11 protein-coding genes are annotated in these 17,114 nt (G+C 41.8%); 3 read left to right on the top strand and 8 right to left on the bottom strand.

The genetic code is table 11. From position 1 onward, the window contains the following. Window positions 1–129: 129 nt before the first annotated feature. The 5 genes from ACGE0T_RS06260 to ACGE0T_RS06240 form a co-directional block, all read right to left on the bottom strand. Window positions 130–2,472, bottom strand: a complete 2,343-nt coding sequence (locus ACGE0T_RS06260; RefSeq protein WP_459189673.1) for an ABC transporter permease — start codon at window positions 2,470–2,472, stop codon at window positions 130–132. 87 nt (window positions 2,473–2,559) lie between these two features. Then, complete coding sequence (locus ACGE0T_RS06255) at window positions 2,560–3,240, bottom strand: ABC transporter ATP-binding protein (protein ID WP_459189672.1); 681 nt, start codon at window positions 3,238–3,240, stop codon at window positions 2,560–2,562. Between the two features lie 169 nt (window positions 3,241–3,409). After that, window positions 3,410–5,734, bottom strand: a complete 2,325-nt coding sequence (locus ACGE0T_RS06250; RefSeq protein WP_459190427.1) for an ABC transporter permease — start codon at window positions 5,732–5,734, stop codon at window positions 3,410–3,412. A 21-nt stretch (window positions 5,735–5,755) separates the two neighbouring features. Beyond that, window positions 5,756–8,110 carry an ABC transporter permease gene (locus tag ACGE0T_RS06245; protein WP_459189671.1) on the bottom strand — a complete coding sequence of 785 codons (2,355 nt, stop codon included), beginning with the start codon at window positions 8,108–8,110 and terminating at the stop codon, window positions 5,756–5,758. A gap of 95 nt (window positions 8,111–8,205) precedes the next feature. Then, the gene (locus ACGE0T_RS06240) at window positions 8,206–8,886 is read right to left on the bottom strand and encodes an ABC transporter ATP-binding protein (protein ID WP_459189670.1); all 681 of its coding nucleotides are present in this window, start codon (window positions 8,884–8,886) and stop codon (window positions 8,206–8,208) included. A gap of 274 nt (window positions 8,887–9,160) precedes the next feature. Here ACGE0T_RS06240 and ACGE0T_RS06235 point away from each other — a divergent pair, with 274 nt between their 5' ends. From ACGE0T_RS06235 to ACGE0T_RS06225, 3 genes are all read left to right on the top strand, one after another. After that, window positions 9,161–11,944, top strand: a complete 2,784-nt coding sequence (locus tag ACGE0T_RS06235) for a DEAD/DEAH box helicase family protein (protein WP_459189669.1) — start codon at window positions 9,161–9,163, stop codon at window positions 11,942–11,944. Between the two features lie 120 nt (window positions 11,945–12,064). Next, the gene (locus ACGE0T_RS06230; protein ID WP_459189668.1) at window positions 12,065–12,424 is read left to right on the top strand and encodes a BlaI/MecI/CopY family transcriptional regulator; all 360 of its coding nucleotides are present in this window, start codon (window positions 12,065–12,067) and stop codon (window positions 12,422–12,424) included. Window positions 12,425–12,445: 21 nt separating this feature from the next. Beyond that, complete coding sequence (locus ACGE0T_RS06225; protein ID WP_459189667.1) at window positions 12,446–13,771, top strand: M56 family metallopeptidase; 1,326 nt, start codon at window positions 12,446–12,448, stop codon at window positions 13,769–13,771. A 122-nt stretch (window positions 13,772–13,893) separates the two neighbouring features. Here ACGE0T_RS06225 and trhA read toward each other — a convergent pair whose 3' ends face one another. From trhA to ACGE0T_RS06210, 3 genes are read right to left on the bottom strand one after another with little or no spacing between them, the layout of a single operon-like run. Beyond that, the gene (gene trhA / locus ACGE0T_RS06220; RefSeq protein WP_459189666.1) at window positions 13,894–14,547 is read right to left on the bottom strand and encodes a PAQR family membrane homeostasis protein TrhA; all 654 of its coding nucleotides are present in this window, start codon (window positions 14,545–14,547) and stop codon (window positions 13,894–13,896) included. A gap of 7 nt (window positions 14,548–14,554) precedes the next feature. Further along, complete coding sequence (locus tag ACGE0T_RS06215) at window positions 14,555–14,764, bottom strand: heavy-metal-associated domain-containing protein (RefSeq protein ID WP_459189665.1); 210 nt, start codon at window positions 14,762–14,764, stop codon at window positions 14,555–14,557. A 22-nt stretch (window positions 14,765–14,786) separates the two neighbouring features. After that, entirely contained in the window at window positions 14,787–16,997 is a 2,211-nt protein-coding gene (locus ACGE0T_RS06210) for a heavy metal translocating P-type ATPase (protein ID WP_459189664.1), read from the bottom strand. Between the last annotated feature and the right edge of the window lie 117 nt (window positions 16,998–17,114).

The following is a 17,114-nucleotide window of genomic DNA, read 5'->3' as shown; positions in this document are numbered from 1 at the left end:
TATATGTTGTTGTTTCTTTTAAGGAGACAAAGGTACGGATTTAATTGAAAATAAAAAGTGTTGCAAAAGTCGATTCTGCTAAATGCAAACGACTTTTTGCAACACCTTATCCATTTCCAAACAAAAATATCAATTACTTTTTACACTATTCACCGGATTTGCATTTGCAGCCCGCCAACTTTGGAAAAATACAGATACGAAAGATACTAAAAGACAGAATAATCCGGCGGCTATAAACATAAACGGATTCAGGCTTATCCGGTAGGAATAATCAGACAGCCACTGTTCCATAAAATACCAGCTTACCGGCGTTGCTATCAAAAATGCGATACCCACGTAATTCAGGAATGTACGTACCAAACGGATAAGTATAGCACGGTTGTCAGAACCAAACACTTTGCGGATAGCTACCTCTTGCGAACGTTGCTGGATAAAATAAGTAGAAATGGCAAGTAATCCCAACAAAGATATCAAAATCGCTATACAGGCAAAAATCGTAACAATCTTAACCAATCGAATCTGTGCTTCGAATGTTTCCTGTATCTGCTGGTCCAGATATTCACCTTCAAAATCAATCTTTGACACATCTTCAAAAACTTTACTTACTTCTTTATAAGCAGTATACGGATCACCCTGAACTTCCACCAATATATTCCACGGCCAGCTATTCGGTTTGCTGAAATCTTTAAAACGAAGCATTACCGGAGGAGTTTCCGAAGTTATATCCCGTAAATGGAAATCTTTAATCACGCCAAGAATAGGAACCGGATTATCACCTTTTAAATCAAAAGTCTGGGCATCTTCTGAAAGTTCCATGGCTTTAAACGCTTTTTCCGTCAGGTACCAACTCCACGTTTCGGAGGCGGACGCTACATGGTTATCCTTCTTAATTTCAAAACCGAACATTTTAAAAGTGGCACTATCCAGTACCAATTGTTGGAAACTAAGCGATTTGCCTTCGTATACACCCGTCAGATTATTCCCTCCGTTGAAAGGAGTTCCTTCCGAAAAACCAACGGACTTGACACAAGGCAACTGCCGTAACCGGTCGGTAGCCAGGCTTCTTTCATTGTCTGACCTGAACACATTGTAAGACACCAAAATATTATCCGTATTATATCCCAAAGGAGCTTTAATCATATGGTTGATTTGCATCCCCATCACCAAAGCGGCAACAAGTGTAGCAATAGTAATCGTATTCTGGAAGGTTATAAACCCTTTACTGAATATCATTTTAGTCTGGCGGCGGAAAGTGCCGCGCACCACATCGATGGGCTTGGATGCAGAAATCAACAAAGCCGGCAATAACCCCGAAAGGAATCCGATCAATAACAATAGTACGATAATGGCAATAATCCAAGCCGGAGTACAAATATCCAACAGGTCGATACGCGTATCCAACAAGTTATTGGCAGTAGGCAATGCGGCAATTGCAAATAATAAGCCGAGGATAAAGGAAAACAAAGTCATCAATGTCGACTCCATGATCAGCCGCATAAACAACTCCTTGCGGGAAGAACCTAACAAACGGCGGGTCGCCATCTCTTTAGCACGTTGTCCGGCTTGGGCCACTGTCAGGTTAATATAATTGAATACGGCAAATATCAGAATCAAAATACCTACCGACATCAAAACAAGCACAAAACGCTTATCCCCCTGTTTAAGGGAAGAATAATCATACGAAGAGAAATAAAGATCCTTCATCGGCACGATTTCCACATCCTTCCATACATCAATCTGGTACGGCCAGAAGAAAGTCTTGAAATAATCGTAAATATCCTTTGTCTTCGTACGTAAATCCGCTCCTTCATGCATCATTAAAAAAGCGGTTGTAGAGCCGGCATTTCCATAATTGGTCATCGACAAACTCCCATTAAACTCCTGGGCGCGCTCCAAACGGATTACCATGTCTTTATAAGGAATGATCGATTTACGGATATCAGCCATAACCCCTGTCACGATAACCGAAGTAGAATCGCTAATGCGTATACTTTTGCCTACCGGGTCTTCTATGCCGAACATCTTTTTAGCAAATGTTTCGGAGAGTACCGCACTATACCGATCTTTCAATACTTCGACCTTATTCCCTGCCAGTAATTTGAATGAAAAGAAATTGAAAAAAGTGGAATCGGCACAACAGGCTTCCGCTTTCAGTTTCTTATCACCATAATAAACCTGCAGGTCCGATATATTATTCAGAACGACAGGGCACACTTTTTCTATCTCCGGATAACGTTCCTGCAAACGATAAGCAATCGGTATTGCCACTGCAGTACCCTCACTGTGGGCTACAATGCAAATACGATCCCTGTCTGTCTGAAAATTATCCACAGATAATTCCTGCACAGTATACACGGATATCAATATTACGAACATCAAAGAAACAGACAGTCCGAATATATCGATCGCCGTATATGCTTTATTCTTTTTCAGGAACTTGAAAAATGATCTGATATTTAATAAATTGTTCATTTGTATATTCTTTTTTAATATATACCCTACTTTCACAAGCAAGATATATCAAAACACAATTGTATACTAAAAATTCAAAACTTGCTATTAAATAAACTCACTCACCGACGACACAACACTACCGTCGAACAGATTGATAACGCGGTGTGCGAAACTGGCGTCATGTTTGGAGTGAGTCACCATTACGATAGTGGTTCCCTCCTTATTCAGTTCGGTGAGTAACTGCATTACTTCGGCACCATTCTTGGAGTCCAAATTACCCGTAGGCTCATCGGCAAGGATTATCTTCGGATTCGATACGACTGCACGGGCTATCGCCACACGCTGCTGCTGACCGCCGGATAGCTGCTGCGGAAAATGCTGGGCACGATGGCTGATGTTCATTCGTTTCAATATATCATTCACCATCTGTTTGCGTTCGGCTGCTTTCACCTTCAAATAAGTAAGCGGCAATTCCACGTTTTCAAATACATTCAGTTCGTCTATCAGGTTGAAGCTCTGGAATACAAAGCCGATATTTCCTTTACGTACTTGGGTACGTTCTTTTTCTTTCAGATGGCCCACCTCTTTGTCTGCCAGATAATAATCACCGGAAGTCGGATTATCCAATAATCCTAAAATGTTCAATAAGGTAGACTTACCGCAACCGGAAGGGCCCATGATAGCGACAAACTCGCCATCTTTCACTTCCAAAGAAACATTATTCAACGCGATTGTTTCCACCTCTTCCGTACGGAAAAACTTACTTAAACCTTCAATCTTAATCATGACTGTATTTTTTATTTATTAAATATTCTTTTTTATAACTCTTTATTACAAATTCAAATTGTGTGCCAAAATACTAATTTATTAAAATACAACGTCTTACAATCATCACAAATACATATCACTGTCAAATAATTAGACAGTGGTGTATATTTATTTGACACTCGGCGGTTTAGCTATCTTTTACGTTTTCCACCGGATTCGTATTTGCGGCTCTCCAACTTTGTACAAAAACAGCTGCCAACGAGCTAATCAGGCAGAATAAACCCGAAACAACAAAAATCAGCGGATTAAGGTTAATCCTGTATGAATAGTCGGACAACCATATATTCATCAGATACCATATAACAGGAGTTGCAATGATAAAGGCAATCCCGACATAATTCAGGAAGGTAAATATCAATTTACGCAGAATACCGGCATTATCCGCTCCCATTACTTTACGGATTGCTATTTCCTGTGCGCGCTGGTGAATAAAGTAAGTAGACATAGCCAAAAGCCCAAGGAGGGAAATCAGTATGGCAATACAGGCAAAAACAATTACAATCGTTGCTAATCGCCGTTGCGCTTCGAAAGAATCCTGTATCTGCTGATCCATATATGTAGCCTCAAAGCCTACCCCGGAGACCCGTTCGTAAATAGAGCGGATTTCATCGTAAGCAGTAAACGGATTACCTGTAATCTCGATAACTATAGACCAGGGATATTTTACATCTTCCGTTTTATCTATCCGAAGCATAATCGGCTGGTCCTGGTTTGTGATATTTCCCCGTGGCTGGAAATTACGAATAATACCGGCAATAGGAGTCGGCTGGTCTCCCCACTTAAAAGACGGAGCATCTTCCGGCAATTCCATTTCCTTCATTGCTGTTTCCGACAGATACCAACCGGTATTTGTCAGATGATTCTCTCTCAATATCTTGAATCCAAGCATATTAAAAGTCGTGCTATCCATAATGAACTGCTGAAAACTAAGTGTCTTATCTTCATAAGTTCCGGTCATATTATTGCTACCGCTGAAAGGCATGCCTTTCGTCAGGCCTATGCGTTTCACAAAAGGTAATTTCCGGACTTCATCGAGTGCCGCCTCCCGTTCATTCGAAGTGAGGAAACTATTGGATGTTTCAAGCAAATTAGAAGTATTATACCCCAATGGCGCATGTATCAAATGATTAATTTGCAACACCATCACAATAGATGCGGCAACCATTCCTATCGTAATGATATTTTGAAAGGTAATAAAGCATTTGCTGAATACCATTTTGGTCTGCCGGCGGAAAGTACCGCGTACAACATCTATCGGTTTGGATGATGATATCAGTATCGCGGGCAACAGACCGGAAAGTGCACCTATCAGCAATATCAGAACCGCACCGGATATCATCCACTCCGGTTTATAAAGGTCTGCCAAAATGAGACGGGTCTGCAGCAAATCATTCGCATAAGGTAGAACTGCCACAGCCAGCAAAAATCCCAATACGAAAGAAATTACAGTCAGCAATGTAGATTCCATCATCAGCCGCATAAACAACTCTATGCGGGAAGAACCCAACAAACGGCGGGTCGCCATTTCTTTCGCACGTTGTCCGGCTTGGGCCACTGTCAGGTTGATATAATTGAAAACGGCAAAAATAAGTATCAAAATACCTACCGACATTAAAACGATAACGAAACGCCTGTCTCCCGAATTACCATTATTGCTTATATTTGAAAAGTATAACTCTTTCATGGGTGTAAGGGTTACTTCTTTCCATAAATCCATCTTATAAGGCCAGAAAATTTCTTTCAGATAATTTTTCACATCTTCCGACTTCGACCGTAAGTCCGCTCCTTCTTTCATCAGAAGAAACGGAGTGGTCGCCCCGGCATTATTATAAGAATTCATTCCCAGACTCGGATTAAATTCACCGGCTCCTTCTATTCTCAGTAACAAATCGGCATAAGGAATAATCGAATTACGGAAATCCTTCATAACTGCTGTAACCATTACGGAAGTAGAATCAGTAATACGGATACTTTTTCCTATAGGGTCGCCGCTTCCGAATAACTTTCGTGCAAAAGTTTCCGAAATAACCGCACTGTTACGGGCTTTCAATGCTTGTTCCCGGTCGCCACTCGCCAACTGGAAAGAAAATACTTGAAAAAAAGACGAATCGGCAAAACAAAGGTCTGCATCCAGTTTCTTATCATCCACCCGGACAATGGACTTATTGAAATTATTGGATATAACCGGACAAACTTTTTCTATTTCAGGATAGCGTTCCTGCAAACGATAGGCAACAGGCACACCGGAGACGGCATTCTCTTCATATCCCAAAACATATATCCTGTCCCGGTTTTCCTGAAAGTTATCTGTCGAAAACTCCTGAACCGTATATACGGCTATCAGGATAACGAACATCAACGAAACGGAAAGCCCGAATATATCGATTGCCGTATAGGCTTTGTTCTTGCTCAGAAACTTTAAAAAAGACCGGATACTAAATAGATTATTCATCATGCTCTTCTCCTAAATAAATTAATTATTCTTTACACTTTCCACCGGATTCGTATTTGCAGCTCTCCAACTCTGGAAGAACACCGTAATAAATGAAATCATAAAACAAAACAATCCGGCAGCCACATAAACCCAGGGTGACAGGGTAATCCGATAAGAATAAGCCGACAACCATCCACTCATAAAATGCCAGATAACCGGTATGGCAATGAAAAAGGCTATTGCCACATAAATCAGGAAGGCTTTCACCAAACGGATAAGTACCTGTGCATTTGTCGAACCGAATACCTTACGTATGGCTATCTCAGAAGAACGCTGCTGGATAAAATAGGTCGACATGGCCAGCAAGCCTAACAAGGAAATCAGAATAGCAATCACGGCAAAAATCATCACAATCTTCAACGTCTGCTGCTGGGCGGCAAACGATTCTTCAACCTGTTCATCCATAAACTTGCCGGTAAAACCCATTCTGGTAATTTTCTTATAAACAGCAGCCACTTCCTGACGGGCAGCATAAGGATCACCATTTATTTCGACCAGAATATTGCGGGGTTGTCCCAGTTCATCCCTGTTCTCATTCATAATAACAACAACCGGGCTATTCTTCTGCAATATATTGCGTAACTGAAAATCTTTCAGGATACCTCCTACGGGATAAGTTCCCCAACTTGAAAAATCAAATTCCGTGGCATTCTCTCTCAATTCCAAAGCCTTCATGGCCCCTTCGGTCAGATAATATTTAGAGGAGCCTGCAACATGGTTATCGCGCAGAAACTGAAATCCCAGAATATCGCAAAACGCTTTATTGCAACGGATTATCTGGAAACTAATTTCCTTATTGTCGTAATGGGCGGTATAATTCATTCCCATATTAAAAGGGGTACCCTGCCCTACTCCTACCTGATTAACGCAGGCTAACTGTTTCAACTCATTTATCAGCGTATAACAGGTTTGCTCGTCAGGCAATTCCGAGCCGCTTATATCGATAATATGAACGGTGTTGTAACCTAACGGAGCTTTTATCAAATACTTTACCTGCAAAAACATCGTAATGGAAGATGCAATCAAACAAATGGTAATCGTGTTCTGAAAAACAATAAAGAATTTGCTGAATACCATTTTCGTTTGCTTCCGGAAAGTACCCCGTACTACTTCTATCGGTTTCGCATTCGAGATAACAATAGCCGGCAACAACCCGGATATGAATCCTATCAAGGCTATCAGAAGTATTACGATTATTGCGTTCAGCGGGGTTATCATCCCGGCCAGGTCTATTTTCTTTTCAAGCAGATCGCTTGCGAAAGGAACAAAGAAAAATGCCAGCAGTAGACCGACAAGGAAAGAAACGGCCGTAAGCATTGTCGATTCGATAATCAGGCGTGAAAATAATTCTTTGCGGGAAGAACCTAACAACCGCCGGGTTGCCATTTCTTTCGCCCTGAAACCAGTCTGTGCCACAGTCAGGTTAATATAATTGATGACGGCAAACAACAAAATCAGTAAACCGACCGACAACAAAATCATCACAAACTGCCAGTTGCCTCTTTCTATGGTATACATTCCGTATGGATTGGCCTGTTCCCAAAAGTATAACTTTTTCAATGGGACAAAATCGACGGCTTTATGCCGTCCCCTTTCAAACATCGGAATAAAAGTCTTAAACCAATCCCTTATATCATTCGAACGGGATGAAATATCGGCGCCCTTACGTTCCATGACGAAGACGTTAGTAGCCCCATAGCTATTATAATTCCCGAACATACCTTCATTCTGTGTCAAAGCATGGATGTTTTCAATCCGGAACAGAATATCTTCATCAGGGATAACCGAATTTCGGATATCTCTCATAACACCGTTGACGATCAACGATAAGTTATCATTGATCCGGATTGTTTTACCCATCGGGTCTTCATTACCAAAAAAACGATTGGCAAACGATTCTGAAATTACAGCTGCGTTTTTTGCCACCAATGCCTGCTCTTTACTGCCCTTGACCAATGGAAAATTAAAAAAGTCGAAAAAAGTCGTATCGGCAAGCATCAGATTGGCTGTCAGATTAACATCTCCTTTTTGAAGTGGAGTACCATCAAAAACACGGGTGATTACATGACATACTTTCTCAACCTCCGGATAACGCTCTTCCAAACGGTAACCTACCTGCCATGCCGACCCGGTATATTCGCCATTGCCTAAAACATATATACGGTCGACATTCTCATGATAGCGGTCGGTCGACAACTCTCCTGCAACATAGGTAGCAATCAGGATAACGAACATCAACGAAACAGACAGCCCGAACACATCGATTGCCGTATAAGCCTTATTCCGGTTCAGGAATTTAAAGAAAGATCTTATATTTAAGAGATTATTCATCATTATCTATTTTTTATTTAGAAACTAAGATATATCCCACTTTCGCAAGCAGGATATACCATTGAAATGTGTCTATGCTAAAATGTTAACTATAACTATTATATAAACTCACTTACCGATGAAACGATGCTACCGTCAAATAAATTAATCACACGGTGTGAAAAACCGGCATCATGTTTGGAGTGGGTTACCATTACGATAGTGGTTCCTTCCTTATTCAATTCGGTAAGCAACTGCATTACCTCAGCACCATTCTTTGAGTCCAAATTACCGGTAGGCTCATCGGCAAGGATGATTTTCGGATTCGATACGACTGCACGGGCTATCGCCACACGCTGCTGCTGACCACCGGATAACTGCTGGGGAAAATGCTGGGCACGATGGCTGATGTTCATTCGTTTCAGGATATCATTCACCATCTGTTTACGTTCGGCTGCCTTTACTTTCAGGTAGGTAAGCGGCAATTCTACGTTTTCAAATACATTTAATTCGTCTATCAGGTTAAAACTCTGGAATACGAAACCGATATTTCCTTTACGCACTTGGGTACGTTCCTTTTCTTTCAGATGCCCCACTTCTTTATCCGCCAGACAGTAATTTCCGGAAGTCGGATTGTCCAACAAACCTAAAATATTCAATAAAGTAGATTTACCGCAACCGGAAGGGCCCATGATAGCAACGAACTCACCGTCTTTCACCTCTAAAGATATATTATTCAATGCTATTGTTTCCACTTCTTCTGTCCGGAAATATTTGCTCAAACCTTCAATTTTAATCATGACTGTATTTGTTTTTTACTAATTATTTTTTTCTCTATCACTTTCCCATTAAAATTCAAATTACGTGCCAAAACATTAAAACACTACATAACAACAACTTACAAAAATCATAAATTTCTATACCTGTCAAATTATTGGACAGTGGTGTATATTTATTTGACACTTTCCGGGTCTTAAACATTCGCGGACTATAAAACATGCCAAAAAAAATCATAGTTATGATTTTTCCAATTCATAGTTATGATTTTGGAAAACCATAACTATCATTCCTAAAATGAACCTTAGGCAGAACCGCTACGGATTAGATAATTTTCCTATTTTTGTACATCATCCGGTTAAACAACGCCGGAAGGTTTTACGAAAACAAGCTCACAAGTCAAACAACTGCTATATGAATACTTTTCCTGAAGGAATAAAATTTAAATATACCTGGCGTAATTACCAGGCACGAATACTTTCCGAATTAAAAAATTATCTGGATGACAACAATCTTCATATAGTAGCACCTCCCGGTTCGGGCAAGACGGTTCTGGGACTTGAAGTAATGCTTCGCCTGAATAAACCCACCTTGATCGTAGCTCCGACCTTAGCAATCCGCAACCAGTGGATAAGTCGCTTCTGCGAGCTTTTTCTGGAAACAGAACAAGCCCCGGAATGGATTTCGACGGATATTCATAACCCGGCATTTGTTACCGTTTCCACCTATCAGGGCTTACATGCCGCATGCTATGACCCGGAAAGCAAACATTCCTCAACCACACTAATAAAAGAGGTATCCGGAAAACTTCAAAAAGAAGGTATCCAAACCATTATAGCCGACGAAGCCCATCACCTGAAAAACGAGTGGTGGAATGTATTAATCCGGTTGAAAGAACTATTGAAACCTACTATTGTGGGACTAACGGCAACTCCTCCATACGATGTTTCCCCAACCGAATGGCAACGTTATACAGAACTAAACGGTCCGATCGATTCGGAAATCACCGTTCCGGAACTTATAGCTGAGGGCGATTTATGCCCGCATCAGGATTGTATTTGCTTCTCACAACCTTCCGGCGAAGAATATGCTCTTATCCGGAATTTCCGCGACCAGACACAACAATTCTTTCAGGAATTAAAACAAGATACGGAATTTATTCATGCTTTGGAAATGGTTTCCATCTGGCAGGAACCTTTTAAAAATCTGGACTGGATTTATAGTAATGTTCCTTATTACTCATCATTACTCATTTTCTTTCACAGTATCGGAAAAAAGATTCCTTCCGCCCATTGGGAAATACTGGGAAACAAAAAAACAGATATTCCCCCTTTCGATTTCCAATGGGCGGAAACATTACTTGAGTTCTATCTGATAAAAGAACCGGATTTGTTTCCCGACAGCAAGAAACACCGGGAGAAGCTGGAACGTCAACTGGTACATTACGGGTTAAAGGAAGGCAACCGGATTACACTTTTACAAAATAAAGAAATTTCCTCCCTGTTGAGCACAAGTATCGGCAAGCTAAACAGCATACAGCAGATTACCGATTTTGAATACCTGCAATTAGGGAAAAGCCTTCGCATGGTAATCCTTGCCGATTATATACGCAAGGAATTTCTTTCCAATGCAGAAGAAAATACATTACACCTGAATAAACTCGGTGTCATTCCCATTTTTGAAAAACTAAGGAGAAGCAACACAAACGGTATGCAGATAGGTATACTGACCGGAAGTATCGTAATTCTTCCTGTAGCAGTATCCGAACAGCTCGAATCGCAGGCAGAACGGCGGGAAATAGAAAAGCTATCTTATTCTCCCCTGCCATATGATACCGGATATATACAAATCTCTTTGACGGAAAGTGTAAGGAGCCAAGTGGTGGAAATTGTTACTGAAATATTCCAACAAGGCGGAATAGAAGTGCTGATAGGGACTAAATCTCTTTTAGGGGAAGGTTGGGATGCTCCAACCCTGAATACATTAATATTAGCCAGCTTTGTCGGTTCATTCGTTTTGTCCAATCAAATGCGCGGGCGAGCGATCCGCACCGAAAAAGGCAATCCTGATAAAACAAGCAATATCTGGCATCTGGTTAGCCTCGATCCCACATCGCCCGAGGGAGGTGAAGACATTGATATGCTCAGGCGACGTTTCCGTAGCTTTGTCGGAGTCTCTTATCTTGAAAACGGAGGCATTGAAAACGGATTGAACCGTCTCGGGCTTCCTTCCAATTTAAATAATGCGGAAAGTATCAACCAGGTATCCTTTATGCATGCTTCGCAAAGAAACGAACTGTCTTTTATCTGGAATGATGCCCTGAGCCGTGGGGTACGTCTGACAGAAGAAATACACATGTCGGCAGAAACCCAGTATGAACCGGCACAAACCTTAAAGAAATTATATCTGAACCGCACGATATCCTCTCTGGTTGCCGGATTGACATCCGGTCTCCTCGTTTTCGGAGAATCCATTATGGAAGGGCTGTTCAATGCTTTGAAACTTGCCCGGCACAGTTGGGAAGGCGTAAAACTCTATTTATTGGTTATCGGGATTTTCGGGATAATCATTTTCGGTAGAGAAGCATGGAATGCCTTTTACCTGTATATACGATACCGGGATATTACCAAAGACCTGAACAAAATAGGACAAGCTTTAGTCTTTGCCCTAAGAAAAGCCGGAGTAATCCATACGAACCAACTTAATGTGGTTACTGAGCTTAATAAAGACGGAAGTATTTTCTGTAATCTCGAAGGAGGCACACGATATGAAAATTCTGTCTTTATCGGGGCATTGTCCGAAATTGTTTCTCCTGTAAACAATCCCCGCTACCTGATTATACGAAAAAGCAAATCTTTATTCTACACAACTCAAAACGATTTCCATGCCGTACCGGAATCCCTCGGATGCAAAAAAGAATTTGCCTCCTATTTATACTTTCAATGGAGAAAACGGGTAGGCAACTGCGAGCTAATCAATGCCCGTACCCTGGAAGGACGCAAAATACTCTTAAAGGCACGCATGAAATCTCTATCCGCCCAATTTGCCGATACTACGGAAAAAGTAAGTAGATGGAAGTAATATCCCCTCTATTTCATTTCCGTTAACATTATTTACACGTGAACCTCTTTGCTTGCTACTTAATTTTAGTAGCTTTGCGAAAAAGTAGTAGATTAATATACTGTAAATTAAAAAACAGATATGGAAAGATTAACTGCACAGGAAGAAGAAATAATGTTGTACATCTGGAAACTGGGCCCTTGTTTTATTCGTGATATTCTGAATGAAATGCCGGAACCCCGTCCCCCTTATACCAGTGTTGCATCTGTAGTGCGCAATCTGGAAAAGAAAGACTATGTAACCCCGAATAAATTCGGAACAATTACACAATTTACGCCACGAATTAAAGAAGCGGATTATAAACGCACATTCATGTCGAATGTAGTCCATAACTATTTTACAGGTTCGTATAAAGAAATGGTTTCTTTTTTCGTTCGCGACCGTAAACTCTCTAAGAATGATTTGCAGGATTTAATGAATCAGATTGAAAACGAAGAGTAATCATTTAAACAGACGAATCATATGGTAACTTCTATAATTCTTTACTTTGTCAAAGTAAACATCGCGTTAGCTATTTTATATATCTGTTACCGCCTGCTCTTTCGGGAAGACACGTTCTTCCGGCTCAGAAGAGGAGCTTTGTTATCCATTTACCTGATTGCCTTTTTATATCAGCTTCCGGATATCACTTCCTGGTTATCACTACGCGGAAATGTTGCGGAAATGGTTACTTACTACTCCGCCATATTACCTAAAGAAACTGTGATTACGGCAAATGAAGTTGCATCTTCAGCCTGGAACTGGAAAAACATGCTCGGAGGAACCATCGGTTTCATTTATATAGCAGGGGTTATCATCCTGTTTACCAGATGTCTTATCGAACTATCCACGGTGATAAGTATCCGGCTGAAAAACAAAAAAGCGGTAATCAACGGAATAAAAGTATGCCTTCTTCCGGAACCGGATGAGCCTTACTCCTTCTTCGGATGGATTTTCGTTGCTCCCTCCCAGCATAGTAAAGCGGCATTGGAAGAAATACTTGTCCACGAAAGAACCCATGCCAGCCAATTCCATTCCCTGGATGTGCTACTGGGGGAATTGGTATGTATTATCTGCTGGTTCAATCCGTTTGCCTGGTTATTAAAAAATGAAATCAGTATCAATCACGAATATCTGGCAGACCATCAGGTCATGCTTGCCGGATATAATAAAAAGGAGTACCAATACCATCTCATCGGGATGGAACACCCGAACACGGCTGCAGCAAAATTATATAATAACTTTAGTGTCTTACCATTAAAACGAAGAATCTCTATGTTGAATAAAAAAAGAACAAATAGTGCCGGGAAAGTAAAGTACCTGGCATTTATACCGCTTGTAACCGGGCTCTTATTAATCAATAATATCGATGCCATGGCACGCGTATTGACAGAACAAGCATTTCCCCAGGCTTCTGTACAGGAAATAGCAACCGCACCGCAGCCAACAGCTGTAGCTTCTGATAGCGAAACACCTCTTCCTCCGAAAGATGACAAAATATACAGCACGTGTGAAATAATGCCTGAATACCCGGGAGGGCAAAGTGCATTATTCCAATATCTTGCCAGAACTATAAAATACCCGGAAGAGTCACAACGAAAAGGGGAACAGGGAAAAGTAACGGTATCCTTTATCGTTAATAAGGATGGAAGCCTGTCGGATTACAAAATAGAATCAGGAGTTACCCCCCTATTGGATGCCGAAGCATTGCGCGTACTTAAACTGATGCCTAAATGGACTCCCGGCAAAGAAAAAGGGAAAACCGTAAAGGTCCAGTATACCGTACCTGTAACTTTCCGGTTACAGTAACGCTGAATATAAATATGCAAACAGGTATTATTCCATAGTATTACACCGGATGTAAATAGCAATCAAACAAAATGTAATTTACATCCGATGTATACATACAAAAGTATCGGTTAAAAAAACTTTTACGCCACCAACAGATAAACAGAAATAAAATGGCATACACTTCCGCCCAAAACAAAGAGATGCCAGAGCGGATGCATATATTTATATTTGTCAAAGAAAAAGAAAACGCATCCGACCGTATAACAAAGTCCTCCGGCTATCAACCAGTATAATATATGCATGGTTCCCGTTTGCTGGAAAACATCTACCAGAGGCTTGAATGCAATGACGACCACCCAACCCATCGCCAAATAACAAACTGTTTTCAGGTGGTCTTTCTTTTTCATTTTCCGGAAACTGAGATAGACTCCGATGGCGGCAGCTATCCATACGATGGCAAATAAAGTCCATCCCCAATATCCTTCCTGCCGCAAAGCCACTAAGGTAAAAGGAGTATACGTTCCGGCTATATGCAGATAAATCGCAGCATGGTCGAAACGGCGAAGTATCCTTTTCTGACGCGCATTCCGGGAAGCATGATAAAAAGTAGATGTAACATACGAGGAAGTCATGCAAACCACATACACGGCAGCACTGGCTATCGCCCAGGGATTACCATTACGGATAGCCGCCAACATCAACAGATAGATGGCGACCAATCCGAATATCATTCCTGCACCGTGAGTCAGCACATTTGCCACCTCCTCACCATGAGTTTGTCTTTGATTTCTCATCCAATGTTCAGCCTATCGGCTCTATTTGATAACCGGCTTCTTTTACTGCTGCAATAACCGTTTCAGGGGCAATCTCTGCCGTGACCTGTAATACTCTGTCCGGATTCGAGAGATCGAAAGACCATTGGTCCGAAGACATCAGTTTATTCAGTTTCAGACCTATAGCAGCCACACAGCCGCCGCATTTCGCGTTTGTTTTAAATTTCATTGTTGCCATAATTTCAAACTTTATTAATTATTCACTTCATAAACTTCAACCGCAAGCTGTTTAATACCACCGAAACGGAACTGAACGCCATTGCCGCACTTGCCAGCATCGGATTCAGCAATAGGCCGTTTACCGGGAACAATACACCTGCCGCCAAAGGGATTCCAATCAAATTATATATAAATGCCCAGAACAAATTCTGGTAAATCAACCGTACTGTCTGTTTTGAAAGACGGACCGCTTCCGGCAGCAACATCAAATCGGAAGTGATTAATGTCACCATAGCCACATCCATGGCAATATCCGTACCTTTCCCCATCGCGATACTTACATCCGCACGTGCCAGTGCCTGGGAATCATTTATACCGTCGCCTACCATCGCTACTTTCTTTCCCTGGTTTTGCAGGGATTGGATATAGGCTTCCTTATCATCAGGCATTACTTCCGCTTTGTAATGCTCTATACCTAAAGTTGCCGCAACCTGTCCGGCAGTCTTCATTCCGTCGCCGGTAAGCAAATGGACTTCTATGCCCAGCCTTTTCAATTCTTTGACGGCTTCTGCCGATGTCGGTTTTATCCGGTCGGAAATAGCAAATACAGCCAATAATTGTTTTGCTTTCCCATAGAAAACAACACTACGCCCCTCATCCTGCCATTCCTGTACCCGTTCTGCCGCCATGCCAGATAATTCCGCACCGGACAGTTCGAGCAAACCTTTGCTTCCTGCCCAATACGTTTCGCCATCTATTTCAATACGTATGCCACGCCCGGTAATACTTTCAAAATTTGTCGCTTCACAAGTTGAAGTTCCTTTTGCTTCAAGCCAGCGGATAATAGCCGAAGCCAAAGGATGTTCGGACTTTTGTTCCGCCGTATAAAGAATATCCAGCCATTGGGATTTCTCGCCGGAAACCCAGAATGAGCCGGTTACTTCCGGTACTCCTTCAGTCAATGTACCTGTTTTGTCTAATACAACGGTGTCTATCTTGCACATATTCTCCAGTGCAAACGCATCCTTTATCAGAATGTGGCGCTCGGCACCTTTGCCCATACCTACCATCAAAGCGGTGGGAGTAGCCAAACCTAAAGCACAAGGGCAAGCAATCACCAGCACGGATACGGCAGACAGCAAAGCATAAGAAAAATAGGACTCTCCTCCTATTACCAGCCAGCAGGCAAAAGTAACCAGCGACAAAGCGACCACTACAGGTACAAATATACCACTAATTTTGTCAACGATGCGCTGTACAGGCGCTTTACTGCCTTGTGCCTCCTGTACCATCTGGACAATCCTGGCAAGAACCGTCATACTTCCGACTCCGGTAGCAACCATTGTAAAGGCTCCTTTCTGATTGATTGTCCCGGCAAGAACACGGTCGCCTGCCGACTTTTCCACGGGGATAGGTTCACCGCTCAGCATGCTTTCATCTACGGAAGAATTACCCTGCTGCAACGTACCGTCCACAGGTATTTTCTCTCCCGGGCGGACACTTACCACATCCCCGATACGGAGTGATGCAATAGGAACTTCCTCTTCCGTCCCATCTTTTACAAGCCGGGCTGTTTTCGGTTGCAACCCCATCAACCCCTTAATCGCTGAAGACGTACTGTTTTTAGCCCGTTCTTCCATCAGTTTCCCAAGCAAGACAAAGGCGATAATAACCCCGGATGCCTCATAGTAAACATGCGGTTCCAACCCTTTATGATACCAAAATTCAGGAAAAAGCGTATTGAAAAGACTGAATACAAAAGCGATAGAGGTACTGAGTGCAACCAATGTATCCATATTCGCCTTTCCTTTCAAGGCATGCCGGATACCGTTCACATAAAACGAACGTCCGAAAAATACCATAATAACCAATGCCAACACCATCATGATCCAATTGCCAAAAGGCATATGCATAAAGACCATACCTATAAGTGCCAAAGGCACGGCAAGTACCCAGGCGCCTATCGTATTCCTTCTCAATATATGATAATGTTTACGTGCCATTTCCTCTTGTACAGCTACAGGGTCTTCCGTCTCTATCACCAGATCATAGCCTGCTGCACGGACAGCATCCTGCATTTGTTCCAGAGATATTTGCGAGGGATTATAAGTAACCCGGAGCGTATTGGCGGCAAAATTGACAGTAGCCACTTCAACTCCCGGAAGATTCTTCACCGTTTCTTCCACATTATTTGCACACACTGCACAGCTCATTTCCAGCACAGGCAGTGTTTTTGTTTCTATATCTTTCATAACTTCTTCCCAATAAGTTTTCTACTCATATACAGTATAACAAAAGTAGTGCCAATCCGGTTATCTTAGCTTCCCATATCAAACTATTATTTTCATAGGTTGCTCTGCGCAAAACCC

Source organism: Parabacteroides sp. APC149_11_2_Y6 (genome assembly GCF_054506995.1).
This window is presented reverse-complemented; position numbering and strand designations above follow the sequence as displayed.

Coding starts and splice junctions, on each gene's coding strand:
- ACGE0T_RS06260 (WP_459189673.1), bottom strand. CDS start 2,472: ATGAACAATTTATTAAATATCAGATCATTTTTCAAGTTCCTGAAAAAG.
- ACGE0T_RS06255 (WP_459189672.1), bottom strand. CDS start 3,240: ATGATTAAGATTGAAGGTTTAAGTAAGTTTTTCCGTACGGAAGAGGTG.
- ACGE0T_RS06250 (WP_459190427.1), bottom strand. CDS start 5,734: ATGAATAATCTATTTAGTATCCGGTCTTTTTTAAAGTTTCTGAGCAAG.
- ACGE0T_RS06245 (WP_459189671.1), bottom strand. CDS start 8,110: ATGATGAATAATCTCTTAAATATAAGATCTTTCTTTAAATTCCTGAAC.
- ACGE0T_RS06240 (WP_459189670.1), bottom strand. CDS start 8,886: ATGATTAAAATTGAAGGTTTGAGCAAATATTTCCGGACAGAAGAAGTG.
- ACGE0T_RS06235 (WP_459189669.1), top strand. CDS start 9,161: ATGAACCTTAGGCAGAACCGCTACGGATTAGATAATTTTCCTATTTTT.
- ACGE0T_RS06230 (WP_459189668.1), top strand. CDS start 12,065: ATGGAAAGATTAACTGCACAGGAAGAAGAAATAATGTTGTACATCTGG.
- ACGE0T_RS06225 (WP_459189667.1), top strand. CDS start 12,446: ATGGTAACTTCTATAATTCTTTACTTTGTCAAAGTAAACATCGCGTTA.
- trhA (WP_459189666.1), bottom strand. CDS start 14,547: ATGAGAAATCAAAGACAAACTCATGGTGAGGAGGTGGCAAATGTGCTG.
- ACGE0T_RS06215 (WP_459189665.1), bottom strand. CDS start 14,764: ATGGCAACAATGAAATTTAAAACAAACGCGAAATGCGGCGGCTGTGTG.
- ACGE0T_RS06210 (WP_459189664.1), bottom strand. CDS start 16,997: ATGAAAGATATAGAAACAAAAACACTGCCTGTGCTGGAAATGAGCTGT.